Here is a 16,840-nt window from a genome sequence, read left to right as displayed (position 1 = left end):
TCCGACGTACAGCGTCGACATCCGGTTCGGTCAATCCCACGATGCAGGAGGTCGCACCGTGACGTCGCCCAGCCGCCGATACCGCAAGGCAACCAACACGGTCAACGGTGAACCGCGGGTCGCCCCGGCGGCCGTGGCCACCCGCGAGCCGGGCTGGGCGCCGCGGACCGAGCGGGTACCCATCGCCGCCCTGGCCCGGGGCGACTCGCCCCGCTCGGCCGGCGAGGTGCCGGAGCACATGCGCCTGCTGGCCGAGTCCATGGACCCGTTCCCGCCGATCCTCGTCCACCGGGCCACCATGCGGGTGATCGACGGCATGCACCGGCTGCACGCCGGCATGCTGCGCGGCGACGAGACGATCGAGGTCGAGTTCTTCGACGGCGACGAGTCGGAGGCCTTCGTCGCCGGGGTCCAGGCGAACATCACCCACGGCCTGCCGCTGACCCGCCCGGACCGGGAGATGGCGGCCGGGCGCCTGGTCAGCATGTATCCGGAGCGCTCGGACCGCTGGATCGCCCAGGTCGCGGGCCTCGCGCCGAGCACCGTGGCCAACCTGCGCGCGCGGGTCACCGACGCCGCTGACGCCCCGCAGTCCCGCGTGGGCCGCGACGGCAAGGTGCGGCCGCTCAACAGCGCGGAGGCCCGCCGGGCCGCGTCCGCGGTCATCGCCGAACGGCCCGAGGCGTCCCTGCGCGAGGTGGCCCGGCTCACCGGGCTGTCCCCGGCGACCGTCCGGGACGTCCGGCAACGCATCGGCCGGGGCGACGACCCGGTGCCGCCGCGGGAGCGCGAGGGCGACGGCGACACCCCCCGCCTCCGGCCGGCACCGCGCCGCCGGGAGCACCGCGACCCGCGGACGCTGCTGCGCATCCTGGCCCGGGACCCGGCCCTGCGCTTCAACGAGGCCGGCCGGTCCCTGCTGCACTGGCTCGCCGGGAAGGCCCGCGGGCCGGAGGACTGGCAGCTGCGGGTCGACGTCATCCCGGCGCACTCCGCGTATCTCGTCGCCGAGCTGGCTCGGGCCTGCGCCGACGAGTGGTCCGAGTTCAACGCCGAGCTCGAACAGCGCCTCAACGACCGGCCCGAGCTGCCGCTCAGGCGAGGGTGAGCCGCTCCAGCAGCGGCACCAGGCGTCGCCGGCGAGGACGGCCTCCGGCCGCAGGACCGAGTGCCCGACGTGTCTACCCCCACATGCTCATGGAAAGGGATGCGGGTGGGGGTTGACGTCCTCGGGAGCGAGTCGATCGGATCGGAATCCGAGCAGGCGGGGCACGTCGTACAGCCGGGGCAGGCCGTCGACGCGCCTGAACTGGTGGCCGAACGTCATCGGGAGGGTGCCCGGGATGATGACTTTGACGCAGGAGAGGCCGCCGGCGCGGTGTTCGGGGGTGGTCTGGTCCACGACGATGACGTCGAGGCCCGTGGTGCGGTAGCGGTCGATTGTCGATCGAAGATCGTCACATAGGTCGGTGTTGCGGTGGCCGTCGGATCGGGCGATGTCCGCGAACGAGCGGACCCGCGTGGATTCGGTCAGGAAGTCGAATCGGTGATAGGCGGTGATGTCGCCGTTGGCAATTGTGTGGTCGGCCATGGCCTCGACCCGCGAGGGGTCGGCCACCATCTCGCGCGCTCGCCGCCGTTCGTGCGGAAGTGTGGCGATGTGGCTGGCCAGGATGGGGCCGAGCTCGCTGAGCGCGTTCTCCACCGCACGCTCGGGATCGAGGTGCGACCCGGCCGCGCACACCACCTTGAGCTGCCCGTCGGACTCCGATGGGTTCACGGCCATCACCCAGAAGCAGGGAATCCCCTGCTCCAGAGTGATGTCGAAGATGTGGACCAGGTAGCCGGTTTCGGCCTCGATGGTCTCGACCAGCGTGGGAATGGCACGGTCCCGGGCGGAGCTCGGATCGATCCGAGGCACCGGCATGCGGGCGTACCAGGTCATCAGAAAGGCATCCCGCTCGGCTATCTCGAGGACGCCGTACAAAATCGCCTCCTCCAGGCAACTGCCCAGTGCACAGCCGTTGGAGATCTCGTACACGAAGGTGTCGTGGTCATGGGTCCCGTAGTACGCGTACGCCTCGGGCACGAGAACGGGTGCCTCACGCACGAACGAGTACCCCCAGACCCATCGGTAGGGCGCGTTTTCGTCGAAGGGCCGGTACCGGAAGTCCGGTGACTGGTAGGAGTCCGTCGCGTGCAGTCCTAGCGTCCTGGGGTCGATCGCTTGGGCGCGCAGCTCGGTGTAGCTGGCCCGCACCGCGGTGCGCTTGCCCCCTGGCTGCATTCCCGCGTAGCGCTCCAATGCCTCGAGCAGTGCGATCGTCTCACTGGCCAGGTAGCTGCGGGTCCGGCCGAACCCGCTCTCGACCTGGCCGCCCCGCAGACCCATCGGCGCGGCGGCGACGGCGAGGCCAGCCGAACTGTCGCGTCGAATCACCCTGACGACTCCACATTCGGCGTCCACGTACGTCTGCCGCAGCGCGTCGAGTTCATCCATCACGGCCCGCACCCGATAGGTGTCCGGTGTGGGCTTCGGACGTGATCGCAGGACGATCCGCGCCGATTCGGCGTCGTCGGTCGGTAGGCCACCGCACTCGGGGCAGAGTGGATCAGGCAGGAAGCGGTGGGTCGTCACCTGCAGCGTCCGCAGATCGACATACAGCATCGCGCAGTGGGTGCGAGCCGCGCTGACATCGCGCGTCAGTCTCGCCACCTCGTCGGCGACCAGCCCCGCGATCAGCTCCGCGGCCAGGACGGTGAGCAGCTCCGTTGGCCGCTGGGCGAGCGCCTCCGCGTGGCGGGTACGTACCGCGTCGTATCCTTCCGGGTGCTCACGTGCCCGTTGTCGCCGAGCCTCCGCGCATTGCACGCAGCCCGGGCGGCCCGCGACCTCGACCGGCCCGATGACGACGCGGCCCAGCTCGGCGCGCACCGGCAGCCACGGCCCGCCCGACACGCGGCCGGCCTCCCGCACCGCCGGATAGGCGTTCATGTCCCAGCAGTCGCTGGCAACGACGACAACCTGACCGGACGCCGCGGCCGTGGCCGGTTCCGCCGGGTCGCCCCGGCGCGGGCCGCTGTCGGTCCGCGCGATCGCATCGGCGATCAGTCCGGCTCCGATCAGCGCCACGCCGCGCCCTCGCCGGCGGCCGAGAGCTCGGGTCGATGCCGTACTCGCGGTCATCCGGACACCACCACGTGCACGGCGTAGGGCATGACGGCGTTGACCCCGCGATCGTCGACAAGCGGCACCGCGATGGGATTGTGCCCATGTTCGACCAGGGCGGAGATGACGGCGGCGGCGGTGGCGTCACCGGCCGCTCCGGCGACCTGAACCTTGTCGGTCCCCCGCAGGCCCGGCGGGATACCGGCGACGGGCGGCGGAGCGTAGACGCTTTGCCGGTTCGATTGAGCCTGATGGTGCAACAACACGTCCTCCAGTGTGTCGGTCAAGGCGGCCACCCTGGACAGCGAGCTGCCGCAGCCGGCCGCGACCGATCCGATACAGCCGACCATGGTCGGTACGCCGAGCGGTCCGGTTACGTCATACACGGTGACGGGCAGGCCGGTAGCCGCGAGCAGCGCTCGATACCGGTTTCCGCGGCTGTCCAGAGCCGCCCCGACCAGGTCGACGAGCGGGAACGGGGTGGTCGAGGCATGCATGCCGCCGATCGTGAGGCTTCGGCCCTGGCCCACCAGACCCGCGGTCACGGCCTCGTCCCAGTCATAGCCGACCGCGACACCAGGCGACGGCGCGTACGGTCGATCGGACCTACGGATCGCCGGAAACACACGCGGTGCGTCCACGAGGTGGCTGGCGCCATCGGCAAGTCCGTACCCCGGTACCAAGCCGGTCACGGCTCCCTTGCGCACTGCGAGCAGCAGCTCGTCAGGATCGGCCCGGAGTCCCATCTCACCGAGCGGGCCGGAGATGAATCGCCGTGGATCGACCATCAACGAGGCGTAGACGGCGAACGCCCTGCGCGCCGCCCTCCACCTGGCCGTGGCGAAGTCCAGGCCAGCGCCGGTGACTGTCGTAGTCGGCCCGCCGTGTGGCAGTAATCCGACGGGGTCGGCGACCTCGATCGCGCACACATGCAGCGGCTGCTGGGCGAAATCACGCTCGACCGGGTTGCCGAAGACACCGACCAGGTCGCCGACGCAGGCCGCGGCCCGTTGCGAGAACTCCTCATCGGTCAGCCGGGCGCCCCGTCGAAGTTGCCCGATCCGATCGACGATGTCGGTGGCGGGCTCCGCCGCCTCCGAGTAGGGGTGCGGCAGGAAGGTAGCAGTCTCACTGGCCAAGGTGGACAAGTCGACCCGTACCATCCGGCTACGGCCGCGCTCCGCGGGCTGCGTTATCGACTGGAACACGCCATGCACCATCTGCGCGGCCACTGCCATTGCGGACACCGACCTCACGTCCGGCCCGGCCGGCTGTGATGGCCCCGCAGTACCTGGGCGCCGTGCCTCTGCGCGCCGCCAACCCGCGGTCCAGCTGTCGCCGGGACGACTGGTCATCCAAGCATGCCCGTCGATGACGAGCGCCTGGGCCAACCAGATGTTCCGGTCCCCGCACAAGCGGTCGAGCAACCGGGCCCGCCCCACCATGGCGCCGTCCGTGGCATGCAGGACCAACTGGACCCCGTCGAGCAATGACTCGATCGCGGTGGCGGCCTGCGGACCGGCAAGCACATCTCCGGTCGCACCCCCGCACTCCGATGTCGTGACCACGCGGACCTCGCGCAGGCCCGAGCTCGCCGCGGCGGCAACGACCGCAGCGCTCAGTTCCCCGGCACCGAGCACCAGCGTCGGGGTGTTCTGGTACTCCCTGACCACGGTGGCCGGTGCGCCGCGGAAGTAGCCGGTGAAGGTGACCTCGTGTTCGTGCCCGGCCGGCCCGGCATCGGTATCGTCGGCCCGTTCGATATCTCTGATCACCGATCGTTCGACCAGCGCCGTTATCAGATCCCGCACCATGACCTTGCGTTCCGGGGTCAACTGCGCGGTGAGTTCATCGAGGGTGTACTGCCCGTTCAAGACCGGCGCCAGACGGTCGAGAAGCCGGTAGACCGAGCCGCCGGTGAACGCGAATTCCCCCTCATGCGAGAGGATGTGTGCGCCTTGGAGGGTCTCGGCATAGTAGGCACCCGGACCCAGCAGTAGTCCCATCATCGCTTCCTGTCGATATCGAAGGGTGTCAGCTGTGCACCGGAGTTGCGCGGGACCGGTCCCTACTGCGGGGTGCGGCTGCCGAGCATGAACTCGCCTACGCTGCTCTCGACCGTGTATTCGAGGCCCGTGGCGTCGGAGAACGCAACGGCGTCACCGGCACCTAGTCCACAGGGCGCCAACCCCATGGCCGTCGCCACCAGATACATGGTCTGGTACAGCACCCCGACGTGTTTGAGGATCAGCGAGTACGCGAGTTGCTCGTACATCGATGTCAGCCGGCCGAATCTGGCCGCCAGCACGATCAGCGCCTGCGGTCGGGCCGACATCATCGACGACCACATGGCACCTTGCAGCAACCGGTCGACTGCGGGTCCCGACCCACAGACGAGGCGGAGCTGATGCAGTCGCGGGTCGTAGTGGTACATGCCTGGCGCCAGCCCGTCGACGTGGCGCACCACCGGATACAGCTCGAGTTCGTACATTCCGCCGCCGGACGGGTAAGGCCGGCCGGTCCGTTCCGGAAAGCCGTCCTCGGCCCGGCTGCGGTGCGCTGCGCAGCGATACAGCAGTTCGCTGAGTTGGTTGACGGTCATGGGGTTCTCGTCGTCGTGCGTTCTGATGGATCGGCGTTCCTCCAGCACCGCCGCCAGCGGCGGGTCCGACCGGCCCAGCGCCGCCAGATCCGGTCGGTTCAGGGCGAGCACCGTATCTGTCCACCCCTCCCGGTCGGCGACCGGCGGCTCCACGAACGGCGCAGCCCAACCGGTCCGGCCGAAGCCGCCCGCGTAGCCGCCGGTGCCCATCCGGCTACGTCCGTGCAACAGCAGGTCGGGTGGACTCCACAGCCGCGCGGCCGGCGCGTCGTCACGGGAGCGCGGTACGGCCAGACCGGCGCGGGACAGGTCGGCGAGCAGTGCATCCCGTACCGCCGACGGCACGCCGGCCGCGCCGATCTCACCCTGCGCGAGTTCGGCGACCATCGCGGCGACCGCGGCACTGTGCACCAGCATTCGTGCCCGAGCCAGCGGCGACTCAACGACCACTTCGCCGCCTTCACGCCGCAGCACGGCGAAGCGGCAAAGCGTGAGATTCCGCGCAGGGAACTCACACTCCGGCGGGCGGCCGGCCACATCCATCGGCTGCATGCTGTAGAGGTCCCGGCCGTCGTACCGCACCGTTGTCACCAGCCAGCCACCGGCCTGCAGCGCCTCGGTGAAGGCGGCGGCATCACCATCGGCGGCTGTCGTCGCGGCTTCGAGGTCCGCCACCGAACACGGACCGTCAGCGAGCTTCGTGAGCATGGCGCGTTTCGAGGCCGTGGGCGCTCCGAACATGTCGCTGCGGTGCCAAGGCTCGCGGCGCAACAGCATCAGCCGGTCCGGGTCCGTGGCGAGGAAGACCCCCGGGCGCAAGCTGAGCCGCTCCTCCCTCACCGGATGCCCGCGATCTGCTCGGAGGCCGATCGTCCGCGGACGAGCTCGACGGCCGAGACGCCGTACGTGTCCTCGACCGTGTTGGCCACCAGGTGACACAACAGGAACCGTTCGACGGGGGTGACGCCGATCCTGGTCATCATGAGATACGTCAGGTTGAGCATCAGGCGGTACTGCAGGAAGGCCGACGACCGTGCGGTCTGCTCCCACGTGGGGTTGGCCAGCAGCACCTGGTGGAACGGACTGACCTCAGCCAGATCGACCCTGTCCCCGGCCTCCGCCTCGAAGTGGGCCGGCACCCCCATCGGCAGTGCGAGAGCGCCGGCCGATGCCAGACGTTCCGCCCGTTCCCATGACGGCCTGAGTGCGGCGATCCACTCCTGGACGAACGGCACATCGGCGATGTTCTCCGGCACCGCGGCGACCACCGCACGCACCCGGCTCCTCAGTGATTCCCGGTGTATGTCGTAGTGCCGATCCCAGGCCGGGCGCAGCCCGGCACTCTCGGGGAAACCGCACAGGAATCCCTCAGCATGTGACCGGAACGAGATGAACCCGTTGGTGATACCGCGCGTCGCCATGGTCTGCGCGACGGCGATCATGCAGTCGAAGCTCCGCGCCAGCCGCTGCCGCGGGCTGAGTTCCTCGGTCATCCTGAAGGCGAGCGCCGTGGCCCTCGACTGGAAGTCGGCCACAAGTGCCGCCGTCTGCGGACCGCCGACCACTGCGGTTCGCGCGTCGTACGGGGCAGTCACGATGGTGTTGTCCGGAAACCACGGCAGCAGCTCGCCCTCTTCCTGCTCCAACTCGGCCAGCCGCCGGTGAACCGCAAGTTCGCGCGTCGGATCCAAGTGCTTGGTAGAAGGATGTCTCGTCAGGAACGCGCCGACAATCCCGTCGACGGCCGGCCGGACCACGTCGGCGAAGCGGCTGGCCGTGGTGCGGATGTTCAGCCGCAGATGTGGTCCGTTCCGCCAGTGCCGGGTGTAGTAGGCGGAGTCCACCTGTCCCTGCAAGGTATGGAACAGCGGGCGGACACCGTCGAGGATCAACCTGTCCTTGTCGTGGTCGTAGTAGTAGACGTGGACGCTATGCCAATCCATCCGGTCGGCTCCTTTCGGTGTGCAGTGAGTCGACAGCCTGAGCCGCCAGGTTTCGCAGAGCTGCTTCGGTGAGAACCGAGATGCCGAGCCGGTTGCAGACCAGATGGGCGCACAGATCCAGCACCGGCCCCACGTTGCCGCCGGAACCCGGCTCGGCGGCCTCAGCGGCCGACAACGCCGCTCGAAGATCGGTCATCGACCGCGTCCAGCGGGTCAATACGCCTTCGGCCCGCGCCGCCGGGCCACCCTCGGCGAGGTGCCGAGCTGTTCGTGCGAGCTCGACCGTGCGCGCAAGCTCTCCGATCTGCACCGTACCGAGGTACTCGGCGCCCTTCCGGTAGCTCGTAGCCGGCCACATCGTGATGCTGCCGCGATCGGAGTGCCCGACAAACCAGGCCACGAGGATGCATGCGAGCGCCAACGTCGCTCGGCGCTCGGCCGGCGCCGCCAATGTGACGACCCGCAAAGCGATCCGGCTCGATTCGACGAAGTGCCGCTCAACGGCCTGGATCGAAGCGCCGTGTCCATAGCGCTCGTGCTCCCGCCGGTAGGCGATGAAGGACACCGAGTTGTTCGGATACAACGCAGCGGTCCACGACCGCATCTGCTCCCGCAGCGCCAACTGTGGTGCGACCGCCTCGTACTGCGCGGCCGACATCCGCTCGGCCGACGGGTTCCTGGACAGATACTGGCCGAACCGTGCCGCAATCACCCGCCGGACATCGACCGGGGACACACCAGCGGCCGGTCGGACCCGCAGCCGCAGATGCGGGCCACCCTCCCAGTAGCGCAGGAAAAAGAAGTCGCTCGCCATCCTCCGGGCGGCGAACTCATCCACCAGGGGAGCCACCACCTGCTTCACCAGCAGGTCCAGATCACTCTGAAAGAACGCATGGGCGCTCACCCACGCGGACTCGTGCCCGGCCCCGTCAACCATCGTGTCGCTCCGGCGCGCGGAGTTCCACAATGAATTCGGACACGCTGGCGGGGCCGTGCTCCGGGCCGATCGCGTCATGGACGGCCGGCAAGACCTCCTCGAAGACGATCACCGGACCAGCATCCGCGAGCATCCGTTCGAAAGCCTGCACCAGGTACCAGTTGGCGAAGTCGACATAGACCGGCTTGCGGGACTTGTCGAAGCGCCCGCCGCCCCCGGGACCGTCCGCCACGGGGGCGTCGTTCATCCGCACGAAACAGCGGCTCGGCATTTCCCGCGCCAGGAGCCACTGCGCGATCCTCAGCAGGAACCCGGCATCGGGCTCACCCTTGTCACGCATGGGTACCTGCGCTTTCGGCGCCACCCACCGCGCCCGCCGAACCACCACCCGGCCGATCTCCACGCGGGGGAACCGCACTACCGTCGCGGCGGTCGGCGCCGATGGCAGTGCGGTGAATATCGGGACGCCGGCGTGGATGAGATAGCCGGAACCAAACGCCTGGGTCAGCAACCGCGCCGCGGGCGGCAGGAGAAAGTCCGCCATCATGCCCAGATGCAGAGCCTTGATGGGCGAGGTGACACCGGGACCGAACAGCGAGGCGATCCCGAGGACCGGGTCATGCCCGACCGTCAGCCGCCGCAGCGGCAAGCGCTCGCCACCTGGTCGCCCGCTGACCGCGAACGGATAGTCGATCTCATACGGGGCGCCGGCCAGCCGCACATTGGGCGCGAAGCCGAAGAGCCCGCCGAGCTCGGCCGCGGCCGATCGGCCCGCAACGATCGCGGCTTCAAACGGCGCCTGGCCGCCGGCCTCTCGGATCAGGTGCAGCGCCCTGCTGCGACCCCGTCCCTGCCCGCCGTGCGCGGCGTTGACGACCAAACGCAACGAATCCCCGTCGAGGATCGTCTGCAGATAGCAGGCGATCGAATCCGGCGCGGTGATCCATCGCGGCCACGTTGCCGCCAACCGCCCGAGCGCATCCGCATCAGCTCGGATGACACCGTCCGGGTCCGGTGACGTCAGCACGGCGGCCTGCAGGCTCTGCCGGAGCTGGTCCAGCTCACGCAGCCGGACCAACCGGCTGTCACGCAGCGACGGCCTCGCGGTGCCTGAGAAAGTCCTGAGCCGGTCCATGATCTCGTCCATGACCGGCCCGCCGTCGGATGGCGGGCGACGCGCCAGATCTCGCGCGACTGCCTCATACAGCGTCAGAAAGGGCACTCGTGACCCGGATCCGAACCGTTCACCGCAGTACGCGCCCAGCGCTACCCGCATGGGCAGCGCTTGGTCGAGTACGGCCAGCACCCGTCGGACGACATCAAGATCAGCCAGCGCCGGTCGCCATACCGAGGCCGACAACTGACCGGCCCGCTCGGTGAAGACGGCATTCTCGTGCCACAGATCCACCTGCTGCTCCGCCAACTGCCGGACCGGGAGATCGGTCCGCTCACCGAGAGCCTCGACAGCCGCGCCGAGCGCCTGCTGGTGACGAATGTGATCGGCTATGAGATGCACCGGCACCGGGTGCCGCAGCCTCGACCCGGTCAGGTCGATCGCCGCACCGAGATCCTCCGCCCCGCTGCTGGACAGCCAGGAGGACAACTCACCGAACGGGTCCGTCGACAGGTCGGCGACCATCAGTGGCCGCTCCAGCAGGCCCACCTCGAGAAGCCGGTCGAGGAGCCGGTCGACCCCCGGATCAGGTACGTCACCCGCATCCAGTGCCACCCGCAGCTCCGCCCTGGGTAAGCTCGCCCCGTCATCGAGGATCCGCAAGCATTCCAGCACCATCGGCAGGGCGGGCACGGACACGATCGACTCGTGCGGCGGTGGCCCCAGGAAGCGGACAGTCCCGTCGACGGCGGTGGCGCTCGGGTTGAGCCGCAGCGGCAACGCCACGGCCAGGCGGGGGTCGTCGCGCAGAGCGACCCGCAGGCCGGCCTGCAGGAAGCCGCTCAGCTCGAGCACACCGACCGCGGACCTGAGGTCGCCGAACCGGACACCCGGGCCTCCGGCTGTCCAACTGCACCAACCGCTGATGGTGAACGTGCTGTACGGGCTGGTCTTCGCGGCCGCACGGGCCGCATATTTGGCCAGCCGAACCAACGAACCACGCCGGGGCACGTGGGTGTCGTCAGCCAGCCACTTCGTGGTCTCACCGAACAGAGATGGGCTCGCCAACGACAACGCGTGCCGAAACCATGGGCGACCAACGACGTCGCGCAGGACGGCCTGCTTCGCCGCGAGCTCCCGGGCCAGGACATCTGGCAACGCCGCGCGGAGTCGGCCGCACTGCTCCAGCCGCGATATCCAGTCGCGCAACCGCTCAGCGACGTCGGTGGAGAGCAGCTCGGCCACCTGCTCGTTCCATTCCCGTCCGTTCGGCGCTCGCAGTTGGAACACGGCCCGACGAAGCCCGACGAGCGCACCCTTCTCGACGCCCGGCACACAGCCGCGAATCGTAAAAAATAGGTCATCCGACAGCGCCGCGGACTCGACTCGCAGACACTGCAAGGCTCTGGCGATGGAACCGGCCAGCGAAAAGGATTCGACCAAACGAAGGTCTCGCAAAACACCGGCCGGCAAGCCGGCGATCCGCACCACCACCGGCGATACAACGTCGACACCACCCGGCAGGGCAATGCTGCCGACGCTGCCGGAACCATCGACGAGATCGACGGCCGGTCCATCCGGATCGAGGCTCGACGCCGCAAAGACACCGGCCGATCGCTCCGATGCCGAGCCAAGACTCATGGTGTGGAAGTTCCTCTCACGAATGTCTGTGGCATCCAAATCGACGCCGTCCTCCGGGAGACGTTCCACCGCGTTCCACTGCCGGCGCCATCGTCACCGCCAGACCGGACCGGGCCGGCCGCGCCGTCACTGGAGTGGACAAACGCGGCCGGACCGGTGGCCTGTCTGCTGAGCTCCTACTGCTGCCAGCAGGAGCAGATGCAGACCAGATTGCCGGGCAGGGGGCAGGACGCGCCGGTCTCGGTCATCCCGTGGCCGCCGGTCAGCGACTCAACCGTCAAGCCGCTTCCGTCGACCTCGAAGACGTCGATGGGCAGATCGTCCAGCTGGAAGCTCAACGCCGCGAAATCGCCGGCCGCTCGCTGCGCCGCAGGGTCAGAGCCCATGGTGTGATCCCTTCACGAGTCGTCCACGACACCCGATCTGGGTGTCCACGCATCGATGCGTTCCGTCCCGTTCCAAAACAAGATCACGCCGGACGGAACGAAGTGGAACGCCGCAGCCAGGACGGCATCGGTTGGGATGCCATCCAGAGTTCGCGAGGGGGTCACACCATGAGTCTCGACCGAAATTCCCGGCAATCGGGCAATGGTTTCGAAGCGCTGAACTTCCAGCTGGACGATCTGCCCATCGACGTGTTCGAGGTCGACGGGGTCGGCCTGACGGTTGAGTCGCTGACCGGCGGCCACGGCATGTCCGAGATGGGTGCCTCCTGCACGTGCTCGTGCTGCGGCGACCGACCCTGCGCGTGCGGCGCATCCGGCTCCTGCGCCCAGCTGTAAGACGGGGCCACACGGCCTCGATGCCGGTCAACGCCCGGCAAGGTGGGCGCCGCCGCCCGCGTGGACGAGCTCCGGATCGGCCTGCCGTCACGGCGGGCCGGTGCGGAAACGCTCGATGAGGCCGGCGCCGCGCGCGAGCCGGGCCCGGCCGGCGGACCGATCCGCCGGGCCGCCGGCCATCGGCTACTCCCGATGTCAGAAGTGTGCCATCCGATGGCCCCTGTCGACGAACGCGGCAGAAGTCTGACATCGCTCAACCGCGATTTATAGCGTTTCTCCTGGATCAGGGCAGCACTGCTGGGTGTCGGTTACATAGTTGGAACGGTCGAGAAATGTCAGAGCAATGACATGAGACCAATCTGCTCTCACCTGCAGCAGCGGCTGCATCTCGTCGGCGATATCGAGCGCTTGGAACCCCGGCGTCACGCCTTCCTGACCAGGAACGGAGTTTCCGTATATGTTCAGTACCAGCATGCGGCTGCGCACGGCTGTCGCCACGGGCGCCTTCGCCACGACCGTGGCGCTCATGCTCGCCGGCTGTGGCGCCCGCGCGGGTGACGAAGCGTCCGCCAGCAGCAAGTCGGCCGGACCGAGCTGCGTCGACACCTCTGGCAGTACCATCAAACTCGGCTTTTTGAACTCTCTCACCGGTGGCATGGCGATCTCCGAGAAGACCGTCTCCAATGTGCTGCACATGGCCGCCGACGAGATCAACGCCGGCGGGGGCATCCTCGGCAAGAAGATCCAGTACGTCCAGGAGGACGGCGCCACCGACTGGCCGACCTTCGCGGAGAAGACCGAGAAGCTGCTCACGCAGGACTGCGTCGGCGCGATCTTCGGCGGCTGGACCTCGTCGTCGCGCAAGGCGGTCAAGCCGGTCGTCGAGAAGAACAACGGCCTGTTCTTCTACCCGGTGCAGTACGAAGGCCTGGAGGCGTCGCCGAACATCTACTACACCGGTGCGACCACCAACCAGCAGATCATCCCGGCGATGGACTTCCTGGCCGCCAAGGGGGTGAAGAAGCTGTTCCTGGCCGGCAGCGACTACGTCTTCCCGCGCACCGCGAACGCGATCATCAAGCTCTACGCGGCCAAGCTCGGCATCCAGATCGTCGGCGAGGAGTACGTGCCCCTCGACAAGGACGACTGGACCACCCAGGTGGCGAAGATCAAGGCGGCCAAGCCCGACTTCATCTTCAACACCATCAACGGCTCGTCGAACGTCGGCTTCATCAAGGCCTACTACGACGCCGGCCTCACCGCCGCGACGACGCCGATCATCTCGGTGTCGATCGCCGAGGAGGAGGCACCGGCGATGGGCCACGAGGTCACCGGCCACTACGCGTCCTGGAACTACTTCCAGTCGCTCAAGTCCGACACCAACCCGAAGTTCATCGCGAACTGGAAGGCCTACCCGAAGAGCAGCGGCGTCACCTCCGACCCGATGGAGGCCGCCTACATCTCGCTGTACCTGTACAAGGCCCTCGTCGAGGCGGCCGGCTCGTTCGACGTCACCGCGGTGAACGCCGCGGCGAAGAAGAACGCCATCACGTTCGCCGCGCCGGAAGGCACCGTCACGCTCGACGGCGAGAACCACCACATCTCGAAGCCGGGCCACATCGGGCAGATCAACTCCAGCAACCAGTTCGACATCGTCTGGTCCTCCGACAAGTTCATCAAGCCCGACCCGTTCCTCAACGGCTACGACTGGTTCCCGGCCAACGTCCGCGACCAGCTCGTGAAGGCCGCGGGCTGACCGCACCCGGCACAGACGCGGGGTTGCCCGCCACCGCGGCCGGCAACCCCGCGTATCCCCCCAAAAAAGCAACGCACAGAGAGCGAGAGCACGTGGACGCACTAATCTCACCGCTGCTGAACGGCAGCGCGCAGGGTGCGCTGCTCCTGCTCGCCGCGCTCGGCCTCTCGCTCACGTTCGGTCAGATGGGCGTGATCAACATGGCCCACGGCGAGTTCCTCATGATCGGCGCCTTCACCGCCTACCTCGTCCAGCAGGTGATCGACTCCAGCGACCTGTCGATCCCGGTCGCGCTGCCGGTCGCGTTCGTCGTCGCCGGGCTGTTCGGCCTGCTGCTGGAGGTCAGCATCATCCAGTGGATGTATCGCCGGCCCCTCGACACCCTGCTCGTCACGGTCGGCGTCAGCCTGATCCTGCAGCAGGCGGCGCTGCACATCTTCCCGTCCCAGGGCGTCCCGGTGGAGAAGCCGGGCTGGCTCGACGGGCAGCTGACCGTCCTGGGCTACGACTGGCCGCTGCGGCAGGTGTTCACCATCGTCCTCGCGGCCGTCTGCGTCGCCGCGCTGGCGGCCTGGATGAAGTACACCTCGTTCGGGCGCCGCATCCGGGCGACAGTACAGAACCGGGACCTCGCCGAGGTCGCGGGTATCTCCACCCGCACCGTCGACCGCCTGACCTTCTTCGTCGGTTCGGGTTTCGCCGGGGTCGCCGGCGTGGCCGCGTCGCTCGCCGGCGGCACGAACTCGCAGATGGGGGCGCAGTACATCATCCCGGCCTTTCTCGTCGTCGCCGCCGGCGGCATCGGCCAGCTCAAGGGCACCATCGTCGCCGCGTGGGCGGTCGGCGTCGGCCTCTCGGCCTTCGCCTACTGGACGACCGGCAGCCTCGCCCAGGTGCTCGCCTTCATCCTCGTGATCGTTTTCCTGCAGCTGCGCCCGCAGGGCCTGTTCACGGTGCGGACCAGGAGTCTGGTATGACCAAACTGAAGCAGTCGGGCGTCTCCCTTGTGGGCATCGGGGTGTTCGCCGTCCTGCTCCTCGCGGTCGCGCCCCTCGTGCTCAGCGACCACTGGCTGGGCAACCTCGGCAAGTACTGCTGCTGGGCGATGGCCGCCGTCGGCATCGGCCTGGCGTGGGGCCGGGGCGGGATGCTCGTGATGGGGCAGGGGGTGTTCTTCGCCCTCGGTGCCTACTCGATGGCCATGCACCTCACCCTGGAGACGGCCGGTGACGGGGTCCCCGGGTTCATGGTGCTCTACGACCCGCTCGCGCCGCTCCCGGCGTTCTGGGAACCGTTCCGCAGCACCGCGGTCACCCTGGTGGCGATCGTACTGCTCCCGGTGGTCGTGGCCGGCATCCTCGGCTACGCGCTGTTCAAGCGCCGCGTCAAGGGCGCGTACTTCGCGATCCTGACCCAGGCGCTCGCCGTCGCGCTCGCCACCCTGGTCAGCTCCACGATCCGCGAGACCGGCGGCGACACCGGGCTCAGCGACTTCAAGTACTTCTTCGGCTTCGTCCTGAACGACCCGGCGAACCGGAACATGGTGTACCTCATCGCGGCCGGCCTGCTCGTCGTGTGCCTGCTCGTGGTGTGGCAGCTCTACCGCAGCCGCTTCGGCGAGCTCCTCGTCGCCACCCGGGACGCCGAGGAGCGCGTGCGCTTCCTCGGCTACGACCCGGCCAACGTCAAGCTCGTCGCCTTCGTCGGCGCGGCGTTGATGGCCAGCATCGGCGGAGCGATGTTCGTGCCCATCGTCGGCATCATCACACCGGCCGAGATCGGCGCGGCCGCCTCCATCCTCATGATCGCGGGCGTTGCCTTCGGCGGCCGCGCCTCGCTCTTCGGCCCCGCGCTCGGTGCGATGGCGGTCGGCTGGGGACAGTCCAGCCTCGGCTCCGCCTGGCCCGACGGCTGGACGTACATCCTCGGTCTGCTGTTCATCGTGGTCATCCTCTTCCTGCCGAAGGGACTGTCGTCGGTGCTCGCCCGGTTCACAGCCACCCGCCGGAGCCACGGCGAACAGCCCCCGGCGGCGGCCCCCGCCCGGCAGCTCGAGGAGGCGACGTCGTGACCGACGCCTCCTCCTCGCTGGTCGTCACGGACCTGCACGTCGAATTCTCGGGCTTCGTCGCGGTCGGCGGCGTCTCCTTCGACGCCCACCCCGGCGAGGTCCGGTTCCTCATCGGCCCGAACGGCGCCGGCAAGACGACCTGCATCGACGCGATCACGGGGCTCTCCGCGGCCACCGGGTCGGCCCGGCTCGGCGAGCAGGAGCTGCTCGGCCGGCCGGTGCACAAGATCGTCCGGCTCGGGGTCGGCCGCACGTTCCAGACCGCCAGCGTCTTCAACGAGCTCACGGTGCTGCAGAACCTCGACATCGCCGCCGGCCGCCACCGCCACTGGGCCTCGCTGCTGCGGGCCCGGCGGGGCGTCGAACCGTCGATCCTGCAGGCCCTCGAGGAGACCGGGCTCGCCGGCGAGCTCGCCACGCCCGCCGGCATCCTCTCGCACGGCCAGAAACAGTGGTTGGAGATCGCGATGCTGCTCGTGCAGGACGCGAGGGTACTGCTCCTCGACGAACCGGTCGCCGGCATGAGCCACGACGAGCGGACCGCGACCGGCGAGCTCCTGCAGCGCATCGCGGCGAAGCGCATCGTGCTGGTCGTCGAGCACGACATGGACTTCATGCGCCGCTTCGCCACCCGCGTCACGGTGCTGCACCAGGGCAAGGTGCTCTCCCACGGCTCGGTGGCCGAGGTCCAGGCCGACCCGAAGGTCCAGGAGGTCTACCTCGGCACCGCCGGCGCCGCGACCACGGCCGCCATGGCGGTCGTGCCCGAAGCGGCCGTGGTCGGGGTGGCCGGCACGCCGACGGCGTCACAGGAGGAGGACTGAC

General features: G+C 68.9%; 15 protein-coding genes. 6 read left to right on the top strand and 9 right to left on the bottom strand.

Annotation, left to right across the window (positions count from 1 at the left end; all coding sequences use genetic code 11):
• Positions 1-58 precede the first annotated feature (58 nt).
• Positions 59-1,108: a ParB N-terminal domain-containing protein gene (locus ACIA8L_RS37990; protein WP_395912249.1), complete on the top strand. Its 1,050-nt coding sequence runs from the start codon at positions 59-61 to the stop codon at positions 1,106-1,108.
• An 87-nt stretch (positions 1,109-1,195) separates the two neighbouring features.
• On the opposite strand, the gene ACIA8L_RS37985 is transcribed toward ACIA8L_RS37990, so the two are convergent.
• The 8 genes from ACIA8L_RS37985 to ACIA8L_RS37950 form a co-directional block, all read right to left on the bottom strand.
• The gene (locus ACIA8L_RS37985; RefSeq protein ID WP_395912247.1) at positions 1,196-3,133 is read right to left on the bottom strand and encodes a TOMM precursor leader peptide-binding protein; all 1,938 of its coding nucleotides are present in this window, start codon (positions 3,131-3,133) and stop codon (positions 1,196-1,198) included.
• A gap of 50 nt (positions 3,134-3,183) precedes the next feature.
• The gene (locus ACIA8L_RS37980; RefSeq protein ID WP_395912246.1) at positions 3,184-5,175 is read right to left on the bottom strand and encodes a YcaO-like family protein; all 1,992 of its coding nucleotides are present in this window, start codon (positions 5,173-5,175) and stop codon (positions 3,184-3,186) included.
• Between the two features lie 62 nt (positions 5,176-5,237).
• Complete coding sequence (locus tag ACIA8L_RS37975; protein WP_395912244.1) at positions 5,238-6,611, bottom strand: SagB family peptide dehydrogenase; 1,374 nt, start codon at positions 6,609-6,611, stop codon at positions 5,238-5,240.
• Entirely contained in the window at positions 6,608-7,663 is a 1,056-nt protein-coding gene (locus ACIA8L_RS37970) for a thiopeptide maturation pyridine synthase (protein WP_395912242.1), read from the bottom strand. Before ACIA8L_RS37970 ends, ACIA8L_RS37975 begins: the two co-directional genes overlap by 4 nt.
• A gap of 37 nt (positions 7,664-7,700) precedes the next feature.
• Positions 7,701-8,651: a thiopeptide-type bacteriocin biosynthesis protein gene (locus ACIA8L_RS37965; protein WP_395912240.1), complete on the bottom strand. Its 951-nt coding sequence runs from the start codon at positions 8,649-8,651 to the stop codon at positions 7,701-7,703.
• Entirely contained in the window at positions 8,644-11,475 is a 2,832-nt protein-coding gene (locus ACIA8L_RS37960) for a lantibiotic dehydratase (protein WP_395912238.1), read from the bottom strand. The genes ACIA8L_RS37965 and ACIA8L_RS37960 overlap by 8 nt, the downstream gene beginning before the upstream one ends.
• 107 nt (positions 11,476-11,582) lie before the next feature.
• Positions 11,583-11,792, bottom strand: a complete 210-nt coding sequence (locus tag ACIA8L_RS37955; protein WP_395912236.1) for a thiomuracin/GE37468 family thiazolyl RiPP peptide — start codon at positions 11,790-11,792, stop codon at positions 11,583-11,585.
• A gap of 12 nt (positions 11,793-11,804) precedes the next feature.
• The gene (locus ACIA8L_RS37950; RefSeq protein ID WP_395912336.1) at positions 11,805-12,095 is read right to left on the bottom strand and encodes a hypothetical protein; all 291 of its coding nucleotides are present in this window, start codon (positions 12,093-12,095) and stop codon (positions 11,805-11,807) included.
• On the opposite strand from ACIA8L_RS37950, the gene ACIA8L_RS37945 reads away from it, so the two are divergent.
• Positions 12,042-12,188 carry a thiomuracin/GE37468 family thiazolyl RiPP peptide gene (locus ACIA8L_RS37945; protein WP_395912333.1) on the top strand — a complete coding sequence of 49 codons (147 nt, stop codon included), beginning with the start codon at positions 12,042-12,044 and terminating at the stop codon, positions 12,186-12,188. The two genes, ACIA8L_RS37950 and ACIA8L_RS37945, sit on opposite strands and share 54 nt — an antisense overlap.
• Positions 12,189-12,452: 264 nt before the next feature.
• On the opposite strand, the gene ACIA8L_RS37940 is transcribed toward ACIA8L_RS37945, so the two are convergent.
• Entirely contained in the window at positions 12,453-12,836 is a 384-nt protein-coding gene (locus ACIA8L_RS37940; protein ID WP_395912234.1) for a hypothetical protein, read from the bottom strand.
• Here ACIA8L_RS37940 and ACIA8L_RS37935 point away from each other — a divergent pair.
• The 4 genes from ACIA8L_RS37935 (at position 12,823) to urtD (ending at position 16,839) form a co-directional block, all read left to right on the top strand.
• Entirely contained in the window at positions 12,823-13,944 is a 1,122-nt protein-coding gene (locus tag ACIA8L_RS37935; protein WP_395912233.1) for a transporter substrate-binding protein, read from the top strand. The genes ACIA8L_RS37940 and ACIA8L_RS37935 overlap by 14 nt on opposite strands.
• A 92-nt stretch (positions 13,945-14,036) precedes the next feature.
• Positions 14,037-14,921 (top strand): urea ABC transporter permease subunit UrtB, encoded by an 885-nt coding sequence (gene urtB, locus ACIA8L_RS37930; RefSeq protein ID WP_395912231.1) that lies wholly within the window; start codon positions 14,037-14,039, stop codon positions 14,919-14,921.
• On the top strand, positions 14,918-16,015 hold the full coding sequence (urtC, locus tag ACIA8L_RS37925) for an urea ABC transporter permease subunit UrtC (protein WP_395912229.1): 1,098 nt from the start codon (positions 14,918-14,920) through the stop codon (positions 16,013-16,015). Before urtB ends, urtC begins: the two co-directional genes overlap by 4 nt.
• Positions 16,012-16,839 carry an urea ABC transporter ATP-binding protein UrtD gene (urtD, locus tag ACIA8L_RS37920; protein ID WP_395912228.1) on the top strand — a complete coding sequence of 276 codons (828 nt, stop codon included), beginning with the start codon at positions 16,012-16,014 and terminating at the stop codon, positions 16,837-16,839. Before urtC ends, urtD begins: the two co-directional genes overlap by 4 nt.
• Position 16,840: the final 1 nt, after the last annotated feature.

The sequence above is a fragment of the Dactylosporangium sp. NPDC051541 genome (assembly GCF_044454505.1).
Lineage (GTDB): Bacteria > Actinomycetota > Actinomycetes > Mycobacteriales > Micromonosporaceae > Dactylosporangium.
The sequence above is the reverse complement of the archived record's forward strand: the minus strand, read 5'-3'. Positions and strand labels throughout refer to the sequence as shown.